At 61.3% G+C, this 15,597-nt stretch carries 15 protein-coding genes; 11 read left to right on the forward strand and 4 right to left on the reverse strand.

The window, feature by feature from the left end:
- Positions 1–136 precede the first annotated feature (136 nt).
- Positions 137–1,309, reverse strand: a complete 1,173-nt coding sequence (gene pobA / locus RAC79_RS12055; RefSeq protein ID WP_374997051.1) for a 4-hydroxybenzoate 3-monooxygenase — start codon at positions 1,307–1,309, stop codon at positions 137–139.
- Positions 1,310–1,426: 117 nt separating this feature from the next.
- Here pobA and RAC79_RS12060 point away from each other — a divergent pair, with 117 nt between their 5' ends.
- Positions 1,427–2,350: a helix-turn-helix domain-containing protein gene (locus tag RAC79_RS12060; protein ID WP_374997052.1), complete on the forward strand. Its 924-nt coding sequence runs from the start codon at positions 1,427–1,429 to the stop codon at positions 2,348–2,350.
- Here the strand turns inward: RAC79_RS12060 and RAC79_RS12065 are convergent.
- On the reverse strand, positions 2,320–3,081 hold the full coding sequence (locus RAC79_RS12065) for an IclR family transcriptional regulator (RefSeq protein ID WP_374997053.1): 762 nt from the start codon (positions 3,079–3,081) through the stop codon (positions 2,320–2,322). The two genes, RAC79_RS12060 and RAC79_RS12065, sit on opposite strands and share 31 nt — an antisense overlap.
- Before the next feature lie 136 nt (positions 3,082–3,217).
- Here RAC79_RS12065 and RAC79_RS12070 point away from each other — a divergent pair, with 136 nt between their 5' ends.
- The 10 genes from RAC79_RS12070 to RAC79_RS12115 all read left to right on the forward strand — a co-directional run bounded on the left by RAC79_RS12070 (position 3,218) and on the right by RAC79_RS12115 (position 13,539).
- On the forward strand, positions 3,218–3,925 hold the full coding sequence (locus RAC79_RS12070; protein ID WP_374997054.1) for a 3-oxoacid CoA-transferase subunit A: 708 nt from the start codon (positions 3,218–3,220) through the stop codon (positions 3,923–3,925).
- Positions 3,922–4,617: a CoA transferase subunit B gene (locus RAC79_RS12075; protein WP_059758412.1), complete on the forward strand. Its 696-nt coding sequence runs from the start codon at positions 3,922–3,924 to the stop codon at positions 4,615–4,617. The genes RAC79_RS12070 and RAC79_RS12075 overlap by 4 nt, the downstream gene beginning before the upstream one ends.
- Before the next feature lie 10 nt (positions 4,618–4,627).
- Positions 4,628–5,833, forward strand: coding sequence for a 3-oxoadipyl-CoA thiolase (gene pcaF / locus RAC79_RS12080; protein WP_374997055.1), 1,206 nt, complete (start codon positions 4,628–4,630; stop codon positions 5,831–5,833).
- Between the two features lie 399 nt (positions 5,834–6,232).
- On the forward strand, positions 6,233–7,261 hold the full coding sequence (locus RAC79_RS12085) for a LacI family DNA-binding transcriptional regulator (RefSeq protein WP_125146036.1): 1,029 nt from the start codon (positions 6,233–6,235) through the stop codon (positions 7,259–7,261).
- 279 nt (positions 7,262–7,540) lie between these two features.
- Positions 7,541–8,482, forward strand: coding sequence for a sugar ABC transporter substrate-binding protein (locus tag RAC79_RS12090; RefSeq protein ID WP_374997056.1), 942 nt, complete (start codon positions 7,541–7,543; stop codon positions 8,480–8,482).
- Between the two features lie 137 nt (positions 8,483–8,619).
- The gene (locus tag RAC79_RS12095) at positions 8,620–9,528 is read left to right on the forward strand and encodes a sugar ABC transporter substrate-binding protein (protein WP_065655330.1); all 909 of its coding nucleotides are present in this window, start codon (positions 8,620–8,622) and stop codon (positions 9,526–9,528) included.
- Positions 9,529–9,574: 46 nt separating this feature from the next.
- The gene (locus RAC79_RS12100; protein ID WP_003519788.1) at positions 9,575–10,471 is read left to right on the forward strand and encodes a sugar phosphate isomerase/epimerase family protein; all 897 of its coding nucleotides are present in this window, start codon (positions 9,575–9,577) and stop codon (positions 10,469–10,471) included.
- Positions 10,472–10,481: 10 nt separating this feature from the next.
- Positions 10,482–11,492, forward strand: a complete 1,011-nt coding sequence (locus RAC79_RS12105) for a Gfo/Idh/MocA family protein (protein WP_374997057.1) — start codon at positions 10,482–10,484, stop codon at positions 11,490–11,492.
- Positions 11,493–11,500: 8 nt separating this feature from the next.
- Positions 11,501–12,286 carry a TIM barrel protein gene (locus tag RAC79_RS12110; protein ID WP_374997058.1) on the forward strand — a complete coding sequence of 262 codons (786 nt, stop codon included), beginning with the start codon at positions 11,501–11,503 and terminating at the stop codon, positions 12,284–12,286.
- Positions 12,287–12,492: 206 nt separating this feature from the next.
- Complete coding sequence (locus RAC79_RS12115) at positions 12,493–13,539, forward strand: LacI family DNA-binding transcriptional regulator (protein ID WP_338808820.1); 1,047 nt, start codon at positions 12,493–12,495, stop codon at positions 13,537–13,539.
- A gap of 9 nt (positions 13,540–13,548) precedes the next feature.
- Here RAC79_RS12115 and RAC79_RS12120 read toward each other — a convergent pair whose 3' ends face one another.
- A complete protein-coding gene (locus tag RAC79_RS12120; protein ID WP_020808844.1) occupies positions 13,549–14,598 on the reverse strand; it encodes a carbohydrate ABC transporter permease in 1,050 nt (349 codons plus the stop codon).
- Between the two features lie 2 nt (positions 14,599–14,600).
- On the reverse strand, positions 14,601–15,596 hold the full coding sequence (locus RAC79_RS12125; protein WP_080819041.1) for a carbohydrate ABC transporter permease: 996 nt from the start codon (positions 15,594–15,596) through the stop codon (positions 14,601–14,603).
- Between the last annotated feature and the right edge of the window lies 1 nt (position 15,597).

Below are 15,597 nucleotides of genomic sequence, written 5' to 3' on the forward strand. Positions count from 1 at the left end.
AATCCAGCCACGGCGCGTCTGCGCCGTGAAAAGAGTCTTTTGCGATCAATGACTTGATCGCGCTGGACCCCGGATCAGGTCCGGGGTGACGGGTGTGGAAACGGTAGAGATAAAAGCCGCATGTCTGGAGCAGCCCCTAATACGGAAGCCCCACATAATTCTCCGCAAGCGCTGTCGAAGCGGCGCGCGATTGCACGAGATAGTCCAGTTCCGCTTCCTGAATGCGCTGGCCGAAATCTCCTGTGTCGGGAAAGCGGTGCATCATCGTCGTCATCCACCAGGAAAAGCGCACGGCCTTCCAGACGCGGGAAAGCGCCTTCTGCGAATAGCCGTCGATGCCGGCCTCGGAACGGTGGCGATAAAATTCGATTAGCGCCTCGCTCAGATAATGCACATCGCTGGCGGCGAGGTTGAGGCCCTTGGCGCCCGTCGGCGGCACGATGTGGGCAGCGTCTCCGGCCAGAAACAGCCTTCCGAACCGCATCGGTTCACAGACGAAGGACCGGAGCGGCGCGATGGATTTTTCAAAGGACGGGCCGGTGACCATCACATCCGCATGGTTTTCCGGCAGGCGGCGGCGGATTTCGTCCCAGAAACGCTCGTCGCTCCAGTCCTCCGGCCGGTCCTCCAGCGAACACTGAATGTAATAACGGCTGCGCGTGTGCGAGCGCATGGAACAGAGCGCAAAACCGCGCGGGTGGTTGGCATAGATGAGTTCATGATTGACGGGGGGCACCTCGGCCAGAATGCCGAGCCAGCCGAAAGGATAGACCTTCTCGAATTCCTTTATCGCGCCCTGAGGCACGGATTTGCGGCTCACCCCGTGGAAGCCGTCGCAGCCGGCGATGAAATCGCAATCGATCCGGTGGGTTGCGCCGTTTTTCTGATAGGTGACATAGGGGCTGGCGCCATCGAAATCATGCGGTTCGACATTGCCGGCGTCGTAGATGGTCACAAGGTTTGCCGCTTCGCGGACATCCATCAGGTCATGGGTCACTTCGGTCTGGCCGTAAACCATCACATGGCTGCCGCCGGTCAGGTCGAAGAGATCGATACGGTGGTCGCGACCGTCAAAGGTCAGCGAGAAACCGTCATGCGGCAGGCCTTCCCGGTGCAGGCGCTTGTCCGCGCCGACCTTTTCCATGAGTTGCACCGTGCCTTCTTCCAGCACACCGGCGCGGACACGGCCGAGGATGTAATCCTTGCTGACCCGGTCGAGAATGACGGTCTCGACGCCTTCTCTGGCCAGAAGCTGGCCAAGCAGAAGCCCTGAAGGGCCGGAGCCGATGATGACGACCTGGGTGCGCATTGTTTCCTCCCGAACTTGTCTCCTATCAAGAAATTGACCAAGCGACGCGGCAAGCTCAATGGACTTTCTGATCGGTAAATTGCACAATCCGACCATTGTGCGGAGGAGCGAAGGAACATGCGGCTTGCTGCGAGTGAGTGTTTGTATGGCGAAGAAGCGGTGCAAGGCACTGATTTCCGCTTTCATTGCGAGACGCTTTTTTCCAGAAGCAGCCTGCACCGCTTTGAAATCGGCCTGCACCGTCACGCTGCCTTTCAGCAAATCTTGTACATTTGGGGCGGCGAGGGCGATGCGCTGCTGGATGGTCGTATCGGGGCGATCCGCCCGCCGGTCGCCATTGTCGTGCCGCCGGGGTTTGAGCACGGATTTCGGTTTTCGCGCGATATTGGCGGGGTGATCGTTACCGTGCTGCCGGGCGCCCTGCCGGCTTCGGTGCAGGCGCTGCTGCTGCGGAATTTCCAGCGGCCTGTCCTGTTGCCGTTGCGGGATTTTACCGATGGCGAACGTCTGCGCAGCGGGTTCGAACAGATTTCCGCCGAATATGAAACACGCGAAACGGGCCGGGATGCCATCATCGAAGGTCAACTGGCCATCGTGACGGCGCTTCTGGCGCGGGCGGCGCGGCCTCTCCTGGAAGGAACCGGCGAAGGTTTGGCGGAGCAGCGTTTCGAACTTTTGCTGTCACTGATTGCACGCCATATTCGCGAGCCGCAAAAGGCGGAGTTTTATGCGAAGAAGCTCGGTCTTTCCGAGACGCATCTCAACCGTCTGGTCCGCTCCGTTTCCGGCCTCAGCCTGCAGCGGCTGATCGCCAAACGTCAGATCGAGATCGCCCAACAGGAGCTGATCTTTACCGTTTCCAGCGTGCAGATGATTGCGGAGGGGCTGGGTTTTGCCGATCCGGCCTATTTCAACCGGTTCTTCAAGCGCGAGACCGGCATGACCCCGCGCGCCTGGCGGCTGGCGGAGCAGCGGAAAATGGGGGATTCCGGCGCGCGGGAGGCGCCGCTTCAGACCAGCATTCTTGCCAGTTCCCCTTGAACGGCAAGGAGGGCGGGCAGGTATCGCGCCACGAGGTCTTCCATCGAGGCGACCGAGGCGGCGAGCCCGACATTGAGGGCGGCAACCGTCTGCCCGCGCACGGTTTTCAGCGGTACTGCAATGGAGCGAAGGCCGATCTCCACCTCCTGATCGATCAGCGCATAACCGCGTTGGCCGGTGGCCTCGATTTCGGCGAGCAGGGTGTCCATCCTGGTGATCGTCTTTTCCGTGCGCGCCACCAGCCGGGAGGCTTCGAGAATGTCGCGCTGCCGCTCGGCAGTCTGCGCCGAAAGAAGAACGCGGCCCATGGAGGTGCAATAGGCGGGCAGGCGCGAACCCGGCATCAGCGCAATCGACATGACCCGCTGCTGCGCGGCGCGGGCGACATAAACAATCTCGGTCTCATCCAGAATGGAAACGGAGGTGCTCTGGCCGATCTCTTCGGAAAGGCGGTCGAGCAGCGGCTGCACGATGCGCGGCAGCGGCATGGTGGCCAGACAGCCGGTGCCGAGCCGCAGCACCTTCGGCGTCACGGTAAAGAACTTGCCGTCATAAGCGGCATAACCGAGTTCCGAAAGCGTCAGCAGGCAGCGCCGCGTGGTGGCGCGGTCCAGCCCGGCGATCTCGGCGGCATCGGAAATCGACAGGCGCGGCCGCTCCGCGCTGAAGGCCTCGATTACCCGCAATCCCTTGGCGAGACCGCCCATCATGTCTCTTTCGCTGACAGCCATGTCGCGGCTCCATTTGTGCGATATACGAACAAAAATCATATAGCGCACAAAATCCTTGCCGTCGAGCCGGTTTCGGATTTACCTCACGCTCAGGCAGCCTTGCGGGTTCCATCCGTCCGGCTGGATGGAGGTTTTAATGGACAAGACAATCAAGAGTGCGGAAGAGGCGCTTTCCGGCATCGGTGACGGTGCAACCATCATGATCGGCGGTTTCGGCGGCTCCGGCGCGCCTATCGAGCTGATCCACGCGCTGATCGACAAGGGCCCGAAGAACCTGACGGTCATCAACAACAATGCCGGCAACGGCCGCATCGGCATCGCCGCGATGATCGACGCCGGCATGGTCAGGAAGATGATCTGCTCCTTCCCACGCTCTTCCGATCCGCGTGCTTTCACCGACCGGTATCTGGCCGGCGAAATCGAGCTGGAACTGGTGCCGCAGGGCACGCTTGCCGAGCGCATCCGCGCCGGCGGTGCCGGCATTCCGGCCTTCTACACCCCCACCGGCTTCGGCACGGAACTGGCCGAAGGCAAGGTGATCGCGGAATTCGACGGCCGCTCTTACGTTCAGGAACGCTGGCTGAAGGCGGATTTCGCCATCGTGAAAGCCGAGCTTGGCGATACCTATGGCAACCTCACCTACAACAAGGCGGGCCGCAATTTTAACCCGCTGATGTGCATGGCCGCAAAGACCACCATCGCGCAGGTCTCGAAAATCGTCGCAGCCGGGGAGATCGATCCGGAGCATGTCGTCACGCCCGGCATTTTCGTGAACGGCATCGTGGAAATCCCCGATCCGCAACAGGAAGAAGTTCTCATTCGCGCGGGAGTAGCCTACGCATGACCCAGACCATCGACACCCGCGAAGACATCAAGCTTTCCAACGCCCAGATCGCATGGCGCGCGGCGCAGGACATCGAGGATGGCGCTTACGTCAATCTCGGCATCGGCTTTCCGGAAATGGTGGCGCGCTACCAGCCGCCCGGCCGTCAGGCGATCTTCCATACCGAAAACGGCATCCTGAATTTCGGCGAAGCGCCGCCGGAAGGCGAAGAGGATTGGAACCTCATCAATGCCGGCAAGAAGGCTGTGACGCTGAAGCCGGGTGCGGCCTTCTTCCACCATGCCGACAGCTTTGCCATGGTGCGCGGCGGGCATCTGGATGTGGCGATCCTCGGAGCCTATCAGGTGGCGCAGAATGGCGATCTCGCCAATTGGCGTGTCGGCTCCAAGGGCGTGCCGGCCGTCGGCGGCGCTATGGATCTGGTGCATGGCGCAAAGCAGGTCTTCGTCATCACCGAACATGTGACCAAGAACGGCGAACCGAAGCTCGTTGAAAAATGCGCTTTTCCGCTGACCGGTGTTGGCTGCATCACCCGCATTTATACCAGCCATGCTGTCATCGACGTGGTGGATGGCCGTTTCGTGCTGCGTGAAAAACTGCCGGCGATGACCTTCGATGAATTGCAGGCCATGACCGGCGCGCCTTTGGCGGTCGATGGCGAGGTTGCCGATCTCGTCGCCCCGGAACTTTGAGGAAAAACCGATGACCGACGCATTCATCTGCGACTATATCCGCACGCCCATCGGCCGCTTCGGCGGCGCGCTTTCTTCGGTGCGGGCCGACGATCTCGGCGCGGTGCCGCTGAAGGCGCTTGTCGAGCGCAACCCGTCCGTCGACTGGGAAGCCGTCGAAGATGTGATCTTCGGTTGCGCCAACCAGGCGGGTGAGGATAACCGCAACGTGGCGCGCATGTCGCTGCTGCTCGCCGGCCTGCCGGTTTCCGTGACCGGAACGACGATCAACCGGCTGTGCGGTTCGGGCATGGATGCCCTCATCGCCGCCGCCCGCGCCGTGAAATCGGGCGAGGCGGAATTGATGATCGCCGGCGGCGTGGAAAGCATGAGCCGCGCGCCTTTCGTTCTGCCGAAGGCGGAGAGCGCCTTTTCGCGCAATGCCGAAATCTACGACACCACCATCGGCTGGCGTTTCGTCAACCCGCTGATGAAGGCGCAATATGGCGTCGATTCCATGCCGGAAACCGGTGATAACGTCGCCATTGACTATCAGGTCTCCCGTGAGGATCAGGACGCCTTCGCCGTTCGCAGCCAGCAGAAGGCGGCTGACGCGCAGGCCAATGGTCGTCTTGACAGGGAAATCGTGTCCGTGACCATCCCGCAGCGCAAGGGCGATCCGCTGGTGGTGTCGGAGGATGAACACCCGCGCGCCACGAGCCTTGAAGCGCTGACGAAGCTGAAGCCGGTCAACAGGCGCGAGGGCGCAACGGTGACGGCGGGCAATGCGTCCGGCGTCAATGACGGCGCGGCCGCACTCATCGTCGCATCGGCGGAGGCCGCGAAGAAATACGGTCTGACGCCGATTGCCCGCATTCTCGGCGGTGCCGCCGCCGGCGTGCCGCCGCGCGTCATGGGCATCGGCCCGGCCCCGGCCTCCGCAAAGCTGCTGGCCCGGCTCGGGCTGAAGCAGGAGCAGCTCGACGTAATCGAGCTGAATGAGGCTTTCGCCAGCCAGGGCCTTGCGACGCTGAGGCAGCTCGGCATTGCGGATGACGATGCGCGGGTGAATGCCAATGGCGGCGCCATCGCGCTCGGCCATCCGCTCGGCATGTCCGGTGCGCGCATTGCTGGTACGGCGGCGCTCGAACTTTCGCTGACCGGCAAGCGTCTTGCGCTCGCCACAATGTGCATCGGCGTCGGGCAGGGTATCGCCGTGGCGCTGGAAAGGGTCTGATTGTCTGGCGGCATTCGACATCGCGAAAACGGTGCGAATGCCGCTGCCTCGATTTCTTCTTGAGCGACTTCTGCTCGTCCGGCACTCGGTTAGCGATTCTCTCGCCTTGGTACCTCCCTCATTCCTGTGCTCGTCACGTGAATCCAGCCGACGCGCGTCTGCGCGGCGGAAGGAGTCTTTTCAGCCCAAGGACTTGGGCTGGCTGGATCTCTGTGACAAGCGCAGAGATGAGGGAGGCAACGGCATTTTAAATGCTGATCTCGCAAATTCGGCGCCTGCCTGATATTCACTTCCATGGCCTTCCCTGACGAAATCTTCCGGCATGCGTTGGATTCCATCATGATCCGTGACATGTTTTGCGAGATATGACAGGAATCTTTCCGTCTACGGGGTGCCCGCATGAAACGTCCGACCATCACAGATGTTGCGACAGCCGCCGGCGTCAGCGTCGCCACCGTCGACCGGGTGCTGAACGGTCGCCTGCCGGTGCGGGAGGAAACCTCCCGGCGGGTGTTCGAGGCGGCGGAGAAGATCGGTTTTCACGCCACCAATATCATTCGCCAGCGCATGCTGGCCGATCTGCCCTCCTATAGTCTCGGCATCATCCTGCGCAAGGAACGGCACGCCTTCTACCAGACCTTCGCCGACGAGCTGGAGCTTGCGGCGCGCAACGTCCGGGATCGCCATCTCAATCTGCGTATCGAGTTTGCTCAGTCGGGCGAGCCGAGTGAGCTTGCGGCCCTTCTGACGGGCATGAAGGGACGCGTGCAGGCCGTGGCGGCCACGGGGCCGGACCATCATGATGTCACCGCCGCCGTCGAGGCCCTGAAGGCGAAGGGTATTCCGACATTTTCGCTGCTTTCGGATTTCGCGCAGGGGGTGCGGGAAGCTTATCTCGGCGCTAACAACATGAAAGTCGGGCGCACGGCGGCCTGGATGATCTCGCGGCTGGCGCGCAGCAGGGGCAAGGTGCTTCTGCTGCTCGGCGGCCACCGTTTTCACGGTCATTCGCTGCGCGAAACCGGCTTTCGCAGCTATATGCGGGAATATGCGCCGGAATTCGAGGTGATGGATGCGCTGATCACACTGGAAACCCGGCGGCTGACCTATGAGCTGGTGATGGACACCATCGCCAAGCACAAGGATCTGGTCGGCATCTATTGCATCGGCGGCGGCATGGAAGGCGTCATCGAGGCCCTGCAGCAGGAAAACCGGCAGGAGGCCATCGTCTGTCTTGTGAATGAACTGACGCCCGAATCCCGTCAGGCGCTGCTGGAAAAGCGTATCAGCGGCATATTCCAGACGCCGCTCCGTGAATTATGCACGGACCTCATCGCCACCATGGTTCACAGCATCGAACATGGCATGGCGGAAACGCCGGGACAGCGGTTTGTACCCGCCCATCTGTGGGTTCCTGAAAGCCTTTGATGGTTTGATATATTCTATCATAAATTCGGAGTCTCTTTCTATCAGCCTTGATGGTTTCGGTTGCCGCTGACCCGTTGACGCCGGGCCGGGACTGGGAAATCTTGCCTGCGTGTGGAGCGGGCAGGAGGCTGATCCACGATAATAACGATGTTTCGGATTGCTTCAGGCTGCGGACTTGTCTTCGCAGCGACGGGTACTTTTTTGCCGGCAAACGGTGGCGGCGCGATGGGCGCTGGACCGTGCAGCCGGTTCTTTTCAAGGGTTTTGGAGGAGAACGACATGAAAAGACATTTCGCGATTGCAGCGCTCGCCACCATGCTGGCGACGACCGCCTCGGCGGAAACCATCGGCGTTTCGATGGCCCTGTTCGACGATAATTTCCTGACCGTGCTGCGCAACGGCATGATCGATTATTCCAAGGGCATGAGCGGCGTTTCGCTGCAGATCGAGGATGCGCAGAACGATGTCGGCAAGCAGTTGAGCCAGATGCAGAACTTCGTTGCCGCCGGCGTCGACGCCATCATCGTCAACCCGGTGGATACGGATGCGACCGTGGCGCTTTCGCAGGCTGCCGCTGCCGCCGGCATTCCGCTCGTTTATGTCAATCGCCAGCCGGTCAACCTCGACAGCCTGCCGGAAAAACAGGCCTTCGTTGCCTCCGATGAAAAGCAGTCCGGCACCCTGCAGACGCAGGAAGTCTGCCGCCTGCTGAAGGCCGCCGGCAAGGCGGAAGCGAAGGCGGTGGTGATGATGGGCGAGCTTTCCAACCAGGCGGCTCGCATGCGCACGCAGGATATCAAGGATGTGGTGGCGACGCCCGATTGCAGCTTCATCAAGCTTGTCGAGGAGCAATCCGCCAACTGGTCGCGCACGCAAGGCTCGGACCTGATGACCAACTGGCTTTCGGCCGGGGTGCAGTTCGATGCGGTGATTTCCAACAATGACGAAATGGCCATCGGCGCCATCCAGTCGCTGAAGGCGGCAGGCCGGTCGATGGATGACGTCATCATCGCCGGCATCGACGCCACGCAGGACGCGCTGGCCGCCATGGCGGCGGGTGAGCTGGATGTGAGCGTTTTCCAGAATGCCGCCGGCCAGGGCAAGGGCGCGGTTGATACGGCGCTGAAACTGGCAAAGGGGGATGCGGTGGACAAGAAGGTTTTCGTACCCTTCGAACTGGTCACACCCGCAAACCTCAAGGACTATCAGGCCAAGAACTGAGACCCGTTCGGGCCCGACAAGATGTAACAGACCGAAGACGCTGAAGGCGGGGGGAGGATATTCCGGCTTCAGCGATATCAGTGCGATTGAACCAGCGGAGGTTTTCCGCGGGAGGAAAGACTTTGAAAAACCTGTTGATGGCGACTGCGCTCTGCATTTTCGCAACGCCTGCCCTTGCCGAGACCCGTGTTGCGGTCTCCATGACATCGTTCGACAATCCGTTCCTGACGATTTTGCTGAACGGTATCAGGGCTGAGGCCGGGCGTGACAAGAACATCGAGCTTCTGGTGGAGGACGCCCAGCTCGATCCTTCGAAACAGCTCAATCAGGTGCAGAATTTCATCGCCAACGGTGTCGATGCGATCATCGTCAATGCCGTGGATGGCGATGCCACCTCGGCGATCACCAAGGCTGCATCCGCCGCAAAAATCCCGCTCGTCTATGTCAATCACCCGCCGGCAGAACTGGAAACCGGCCTGCCTGATGGCACGGCCTTCGTCGGCTCCAACGAACTCGATTCCGGCACGATGGAGGCGGAAGCCGCCTGCAAGCTGATGGGCGGCAAGGGCAAGGCCGTGATCCTGATGGGACCTTTGGAAAACCATGCGGCGCTGGTGCGCACCAAGGATGTGGAAACGGTGTTTGCCCGGCCGGACTGCAAGATCGAAATCCTCGAAAAGCAGACGGCGAATTGGAGCCGCACGCAGGCGCAGGATCTCGTTTCCTCCTGGCTGACGGCGGGCATCCAGTTCGATGCCGTCATCGCCAATAATGATGAAATGGCGATCGGCGCCGCGCAGGCGCTGAAGGCGGCGGGCGTTTCCATGAAGGATGTCGTCATTGCCGGCATCGACGCCACGCCGGACGGCCTTGCCGCCATGCAGGCCGGCGATCTCGACATTACCGTCTACCAGAATGCGACCAAGCAGGGCGAGGTCTCGGTTCAGACGGCGGTGAAGGCCGCTGCCGGGCAAGGCACCGAGAAGACGCTTTGGGTGCCCTTTGAACTCGTGACCCCGGAAAACATGTCCGCCTACGCCAAATAAGCGGGGGCTTCGACCCGGTCCATCTATCACTCCACTGGAAACAGCCATGAAACATACGCTCGATCCCCACATGTTCCGACACCTTTCGCTGGCCGAGACCTGCCGCAAGGTTGCCGAACTCGGTTATGATTACGTCGAACTTTCACCCCGTCCGGATTTCCTCTCCTGGTGGACCCGGCCGAAGGTCTATCCCGAACGGGTCGCCGAATTTAAAAAGGCGCTGAAGGACCATGGTGTCGGCCTTGCGACGCTGCAGCCCATGTATCGCTGGGCAAGCCCCTATCCGGACGAATGGGAGGTGGCGATCGACAACTGGAAACGTGCCATCGAGATTGCGGTCGAAATGGAATGCCCGATGTTCGTTTCGGAATTCGGCCGTGGCGGCTCGCCGGATCGCAGCCTTAACGACCGTTCCGGCCTGCATCGCCCGGAAACCTGCGAAGCGCAGTTCTTCCGCGCAATGGATATTCTGGTGCCGATCCTCGAACGGGAAGGTCTGGTGCTGTCGCTGGAGGCCCATCCAGAAGACTGGATCGAGGAGATCGCGCCGGCCATCGACATCATCAAGACCATCAATTCCAAGGCGGTAAAGGCCTCCTTCATCGCGCCGCACACGTTCTTTTACGGGCCGGACATGGTGGCTAACCTGCGTGCCACCGAGGGCCATCTGGTGCATGTGCGCCTTGCCGATACCTATGACCACAACAAGTCGTCGCAGCTGCGCTACATCGTTAATCCCCCCGGTTCCAAGGTCAGGGTGCACCAGCACACCGATTTCGGCCAGGGCGAGATCGACTGGGAAACCTTCTTTGCGACGCTCGCCGACATGAAATTCGACGGCGTGCTCTCGAACTGCGTGTTTGCCTGGGAAGATCGTGTCGATGAAAGCGCGCGGTTCATGCTCAGCGAAACCCGGCGATACGTCGCCAAATACTGGAAATGAGGTTTTTCAAATGACTGTCAGAATTGGTGTCGTCGGCACCGGCGCAATCGGGCGTGATCACGCTCGCCGTATCAACAAGGTTCTGGGCGGCGCGAAGATCGTTGCGCTGAGCGACGTCAACCGCGCCTCGGCCGAGGCGGTCAAAAACGACATCGCCCCGGATGCCGTCGTTTTCGCCACCGGTGAAGAGCTGATCGCATCGCCGGATGTGGATGCCGTGCTCGTCACCTCATGGGGCGCAACCCATGAGCAATATGTGCTGGCGGCAATCGCCGCCGGCAAGCCGTGTTTCTGCGAAAAGCCGCTCGCAACAACGGCGGAAGGCGCAAGACGCATCGTCGACGCCGAGGTGGCGCATGGCAAGCGGCTGGTTCAGGTGGGCTTCATGCGCCGATATGACGCCGGTTACGTGGCGCTGAAACAGGCCGTCGATAGCAGGATCGGCGCGCCGATCATGGTGCACGCCGCCCACCGCAACCCGGCGGTTCCGGAGCAATATGTCACCCCGATGGCGATCCATGACACGATGATCCATGAGATCGACGTGCTGCGCTGGCTGCTCGACGATGACTATGTTTCGGCGCGGGTTCTCTTTCCCCGTTCGGCGGCCAGAAGCCATGCGCGGCTGAAGGACCCGCAGATCGTCATTCTGGAGACGGCGAAGGGCACGATCATCGACGTCGAAATCTTCGTCAATTGCCATTATGGCTACGATATCCAGTGCCAGGTGGTGGGCGAGGACGGCATTGCCAGCCTGCCGGAGCCGATGTCGGTGCAGACCCGCCTTGGCGCCAAGCTGCAGAACGATATCCTGACCGACTGGAAAGACCGGTTCATCGCCAGCTACGATGTGGAATTGCAGGACTTCATCCATGCGGCGGCGAAGGGCACGGCATCGGGACCCAACTCCTGGGACGGCTACGTGGCCGCCATCACCTCCGACGCCTGCGTGGCCGCGCAGGAAACGGACGGGGCAGCAGTTGAAATCAAGCTTCCCACCCGTCCCGCCCTTTATCAGTGAGGTCTTTCATGCGTTTTGCCATCAACCACATTACCGCGCCGAAGCTTTCCCTTGAGGCGTTCTTTGCGACGGCCCGCGAACTCGGCCTTACCGAAGTCGAAATCCGCAACGACCTGCCTGATATCGTCGGCACGGTGGAGCCGGCCGAGGTAAAGGCGGCGGCCGAAAAGGCCGGTGTGACGATTATCTCGATCAATGCGCTTTATCCCTTCAACGTCTGGTCGGGCGACCTGCCTGCGCGGGCCGTCGCCATGGCCGATTATGCGGCGGCAAGCGGTGCGAAAGCGCTGGTCATGTGCCCGCTCAACGACGGTACGCCGGTGTCCTTTGACGATCTCGTCACGGCGCTGAAGGCCATGAAGCCGATCCTTAAGGAACGCGGCCTGATCGGCTTCGTCGAGCCGCTCGGTTTCCCGGTCTCTTCGATGCGCACCAAGGCCGAAGCGATCAGGGCCATCGATGCGGCCGGTGGCGGCGATGTCTACAGGCTGGTGCACGACACCTTCCATCACCATCTCGCAGGCGAGACGGAGTTCTTCCCCGAACGCACCGGCCTCGTGCATATTTCCGGCGTGATCGATCCTGCCGTCTCCGTCGCTGACATGCTCGACGCCCACCGCGTTCTGGTGGATGGCGGCGACCGGCTGGAGAATATCGCCCAGATCAGAACGCTTGAGGCAGCCGGTTACAAGGGACCTTACAGCTTCGAACCCTTCGCGACGGAAGTGCACGAGCTGAAGGATCCGGCCGCTGCCGTAAAGAGCAGCATCGACCATATCTCCCAGGCGCTCTGACCGCCTTGCCGCCCGCGGTTCGCTGCGGGCGGCGTTTCTTACGGGGGATTAAAAACCCAGAGAAATCAATTCCGCATTTACGGATGATGCTGTAGTCTTCGAGCGACGAGAGAGCAGCAAACAGGCACGGGTATTCTTCAGATCGACTGCGTGAGGCAGGCTTTCTGCCCGCACCGTCCGAAGTAGAGTGGTTGAATTTCCCCTTTATGAAAATAGACAGGAAAACGACGCTTAAGGACGTGGCGCGAGAGGCGAATGTTTCGCTGAGCACGGCTTCGCACGCCATCAATGGCACCGCACCCTTGACCACGCAGGTGCGCGAGCGGGTGCTGGAGGCGGCACGCGCGCTCGGTTATCTCGAAAACCGGCGACAGAAGGCGACGATCGCCACTTTGCGTGTCGTGCTTCTGGCCATGACCAATGATGCAGCTCCGCAGAGCGACCTTAACATGGTCAGCTGGACGATGCTGAACGGCTTCAGGCGCGAATGCGAGCGGCGCGGCATTCGCATCGTTCCCTATGTCAGCACAACGAGCCGGCTCGATCCGGTTGCGGTGGCAGCGGCGGCGGATGCCGACAATGTCGACGGTATCGTGATCCTGAACGATGACAGGCCGCAACTGGTCGAGGCGCTGTCTGCGCTTTCGCGGCCGGTGGTGCTGATCAATGGCGAGGACCCCGCCATGATCGTCGATACGGTGACGGCCGAGAACCGTTTTGGCGCGCGGCTCGGTATCGAACATCTGCTGTCGCTCGGGCATCGCAATATTCTGCACATCACCTGGAAAGGGCGCACGACGATCCGCCGCCGATATGACGGTTATAGCGACGCGTATCTCGCGGCAGGCCTCACTGTTCCCGCCGATATGGTCATCGAGGTGGAGAGCTATGAGCCGGAATGGGGTGAGGCCGCCACCCGCCGCCTGCTGGCCGAGGAAAAACCGCTCAGAAACGCCACGGCGATCTTCTGCGCCGCCGATAATCTGGCGCTCGGTTGCCTGAAGGCCCTGACGGAAGCCGGAATCCGGGTGCCGGACGATGTTTCGGTCTTGGGGTTTGACGATATCATGCCGGCGGCCTTCAGTGCCCCGCCGCTCAGCACCATCCAGTTGCCCGCCGACAGGCTGGGCGGCGCGGCGCTCGCGCTGCTGGAGCAGCGGCTTGTGGCGGCCGATCCCACCCGCCCGGCGCACCGGCTGGAACTCGGTTGTCGCCTTGTGCTGAGGGGCAGCATCGCGCCGCCCCCCAAATGATTTGTCGTTTTATTTCATCCCCGTGCCGGCAATGCCTGTCGTGATGTAACGCTGCAGGAACAGGAACACGACGGTGACTGGCGCCAGGCTGAGGAAGGTCATGGCGAGGATATAGTGCCATTGTACCGAAAACTCGCCCTGGAAGGCGTTCAGCCCCACCTGCAGCGTGAAGTTCTCGCGGCTGCTGAGAACGATCAGCGGCCAGAGGAAGTCGTTCCAGCGCCAAAGCACCGAAAAGATGGCGAGAACCGCAAGCGCCGGCGCCGTCAGCGGCAGGATGATGCGCCAGAAGATACGGAATTCGCTTGCCGCATCGACGCGGGCCGCCTCGATCAGCTCATCGGGAATGGTCAGCATATATTGCCGCAGCAGGAACACGCCGGTCGGCGTCGCCACCGTCGGGATGATGACGCCCCAGAGATTGTCGACGAGGCCGACGCCGACGATGACCAGATAGGCCGGCACCATGACGACGGTGAGCGGGATCATCAGGGTAGAGATGATCAGCACGAAGATCGCCTTCTCGCCGCGGAAGCGGTACTTCGACAGCGCAAAGGCGGCCATGGCATTGACGATCAGCGTCAGGACGGTTGCGACGAAGGTGACGAAGACCGAGTTCTTGAGGAAGGTCAGGAAGCTGAACCGGGTCAGCGGATCGGTGAAGTTCTCCGTCGCGATAGTCAGTTTCTGGACGGGCGTTATTTCCCGGGTGTCAACGCTGACGGGCGGGCCGGGATTGGCGGGATCGACCATCTGGGCTTTCAGCCCGATGCGGCGGACCATGGCCATTTCCCGCTCCATGCCGTCGATGGGGGCTTTCCAGAGGCTGAGCGGCTTGTCGTAACCCTGCACGTCCACCTGCACGGCGGCGCGCGGCAGAAGGCTCGGCGGAAACCGGGTGATCTCGGCTTCCGGTTTCAGCGATGACATGGCGGCCCAGACGACCGGGATGAGGACGGCGAGCGTGCCGCCGATGAGCCAGACCCATGATAGGATATCGGTGAGACCGATCCGGCCGGGGCGGCGGGTGCGCGTGAGGAAGGAGACGGCGTTGGACATGGTCAGGACTCCATCTTTTTGCCGAGGCGCAGTTGCACGAGCGTCAGCGCGAGAAGCACAAGGCCCATCAGAACCGATGCGGCGGACGCAAGGCCGAACAGCCTCAGATCGCTGCCGAAGGCCATCTGGTAGATATATTGCACGACGAATGTATTGGCCGTGCCCGGTCCACCGCCATTGGTCAGAACCCATGCCTCATCAAAGATTTGCACCGAGCGGATCATCAGGAGGATGAGCACGACGAGCAGGTTGGGGCCGAGAAGCGGCAGGGTGATGCGGAAAAGCGTGCGCCGGGGCGAGGCGGCGTCGATGGCGGCGGCTTCATAAAGGTCCTTCGGGATGGCCTGAAGGCCGGCCAGCAGGATCAGCGTATAAAAGCCCATGTGGAACCAGACCGAGACCACCACGACGAAGAAACGCGACCAGCCGACATCCAGCAGGAAGATTTCCGGAGGCACGCCGAGCATCTGGAAAAAGGCGTTGAGCAGGCCGTTGCGGTCGAGGAACCATTTCCAGATGAGGCCGATGACGACGGGCGACAGCAGCACCGGATAAAAGAACATGGCGCGGAAGAAACCGCGCGCGGCAATCGCCCGGTTGAGGATGAGGGCGGTGATGAGCGCGACCAGCAGCGTGGCGATGACGTTGAAGCCCACGAACCACAGCGTGTTCCAGATCGCGGTCCAGAACAGCGATTCCCGGCAGCTTCCGGGGTCCATGTAGCTCTGGCAATCCAGCAGCTTGCCGAAATTTTCCAGGCCGACAAAGGGGCGGTCGGTAATGAGAAGTTCGGTGCCGCCGGTGAAGGCGTAACCGACGGCAATGGCAATCGGCAGGAAGGTGAAGATGCCGAAGAGAACGAGGTTCGGCATCAGGAAAATATAAGGCATGCGCCTTTTGCCGATCAGCCGCTCGATGAAGTTGAGCGGCACTTCGGCAATCGCCATCACGGCATCGAGCGCACGGTCGGACAGTCTCGCAAGCGTCGGATTGGCCATG

The organism is Agrobacterium sp. LR_9, from assembly GCF_041954855.1.
GTDB lineage: Bacteria > Pseudomonadota > Alphaproteobacteria > Rhizobiales > Rhizobiaceae > Agrobacterium > Agrobacterium leguminum.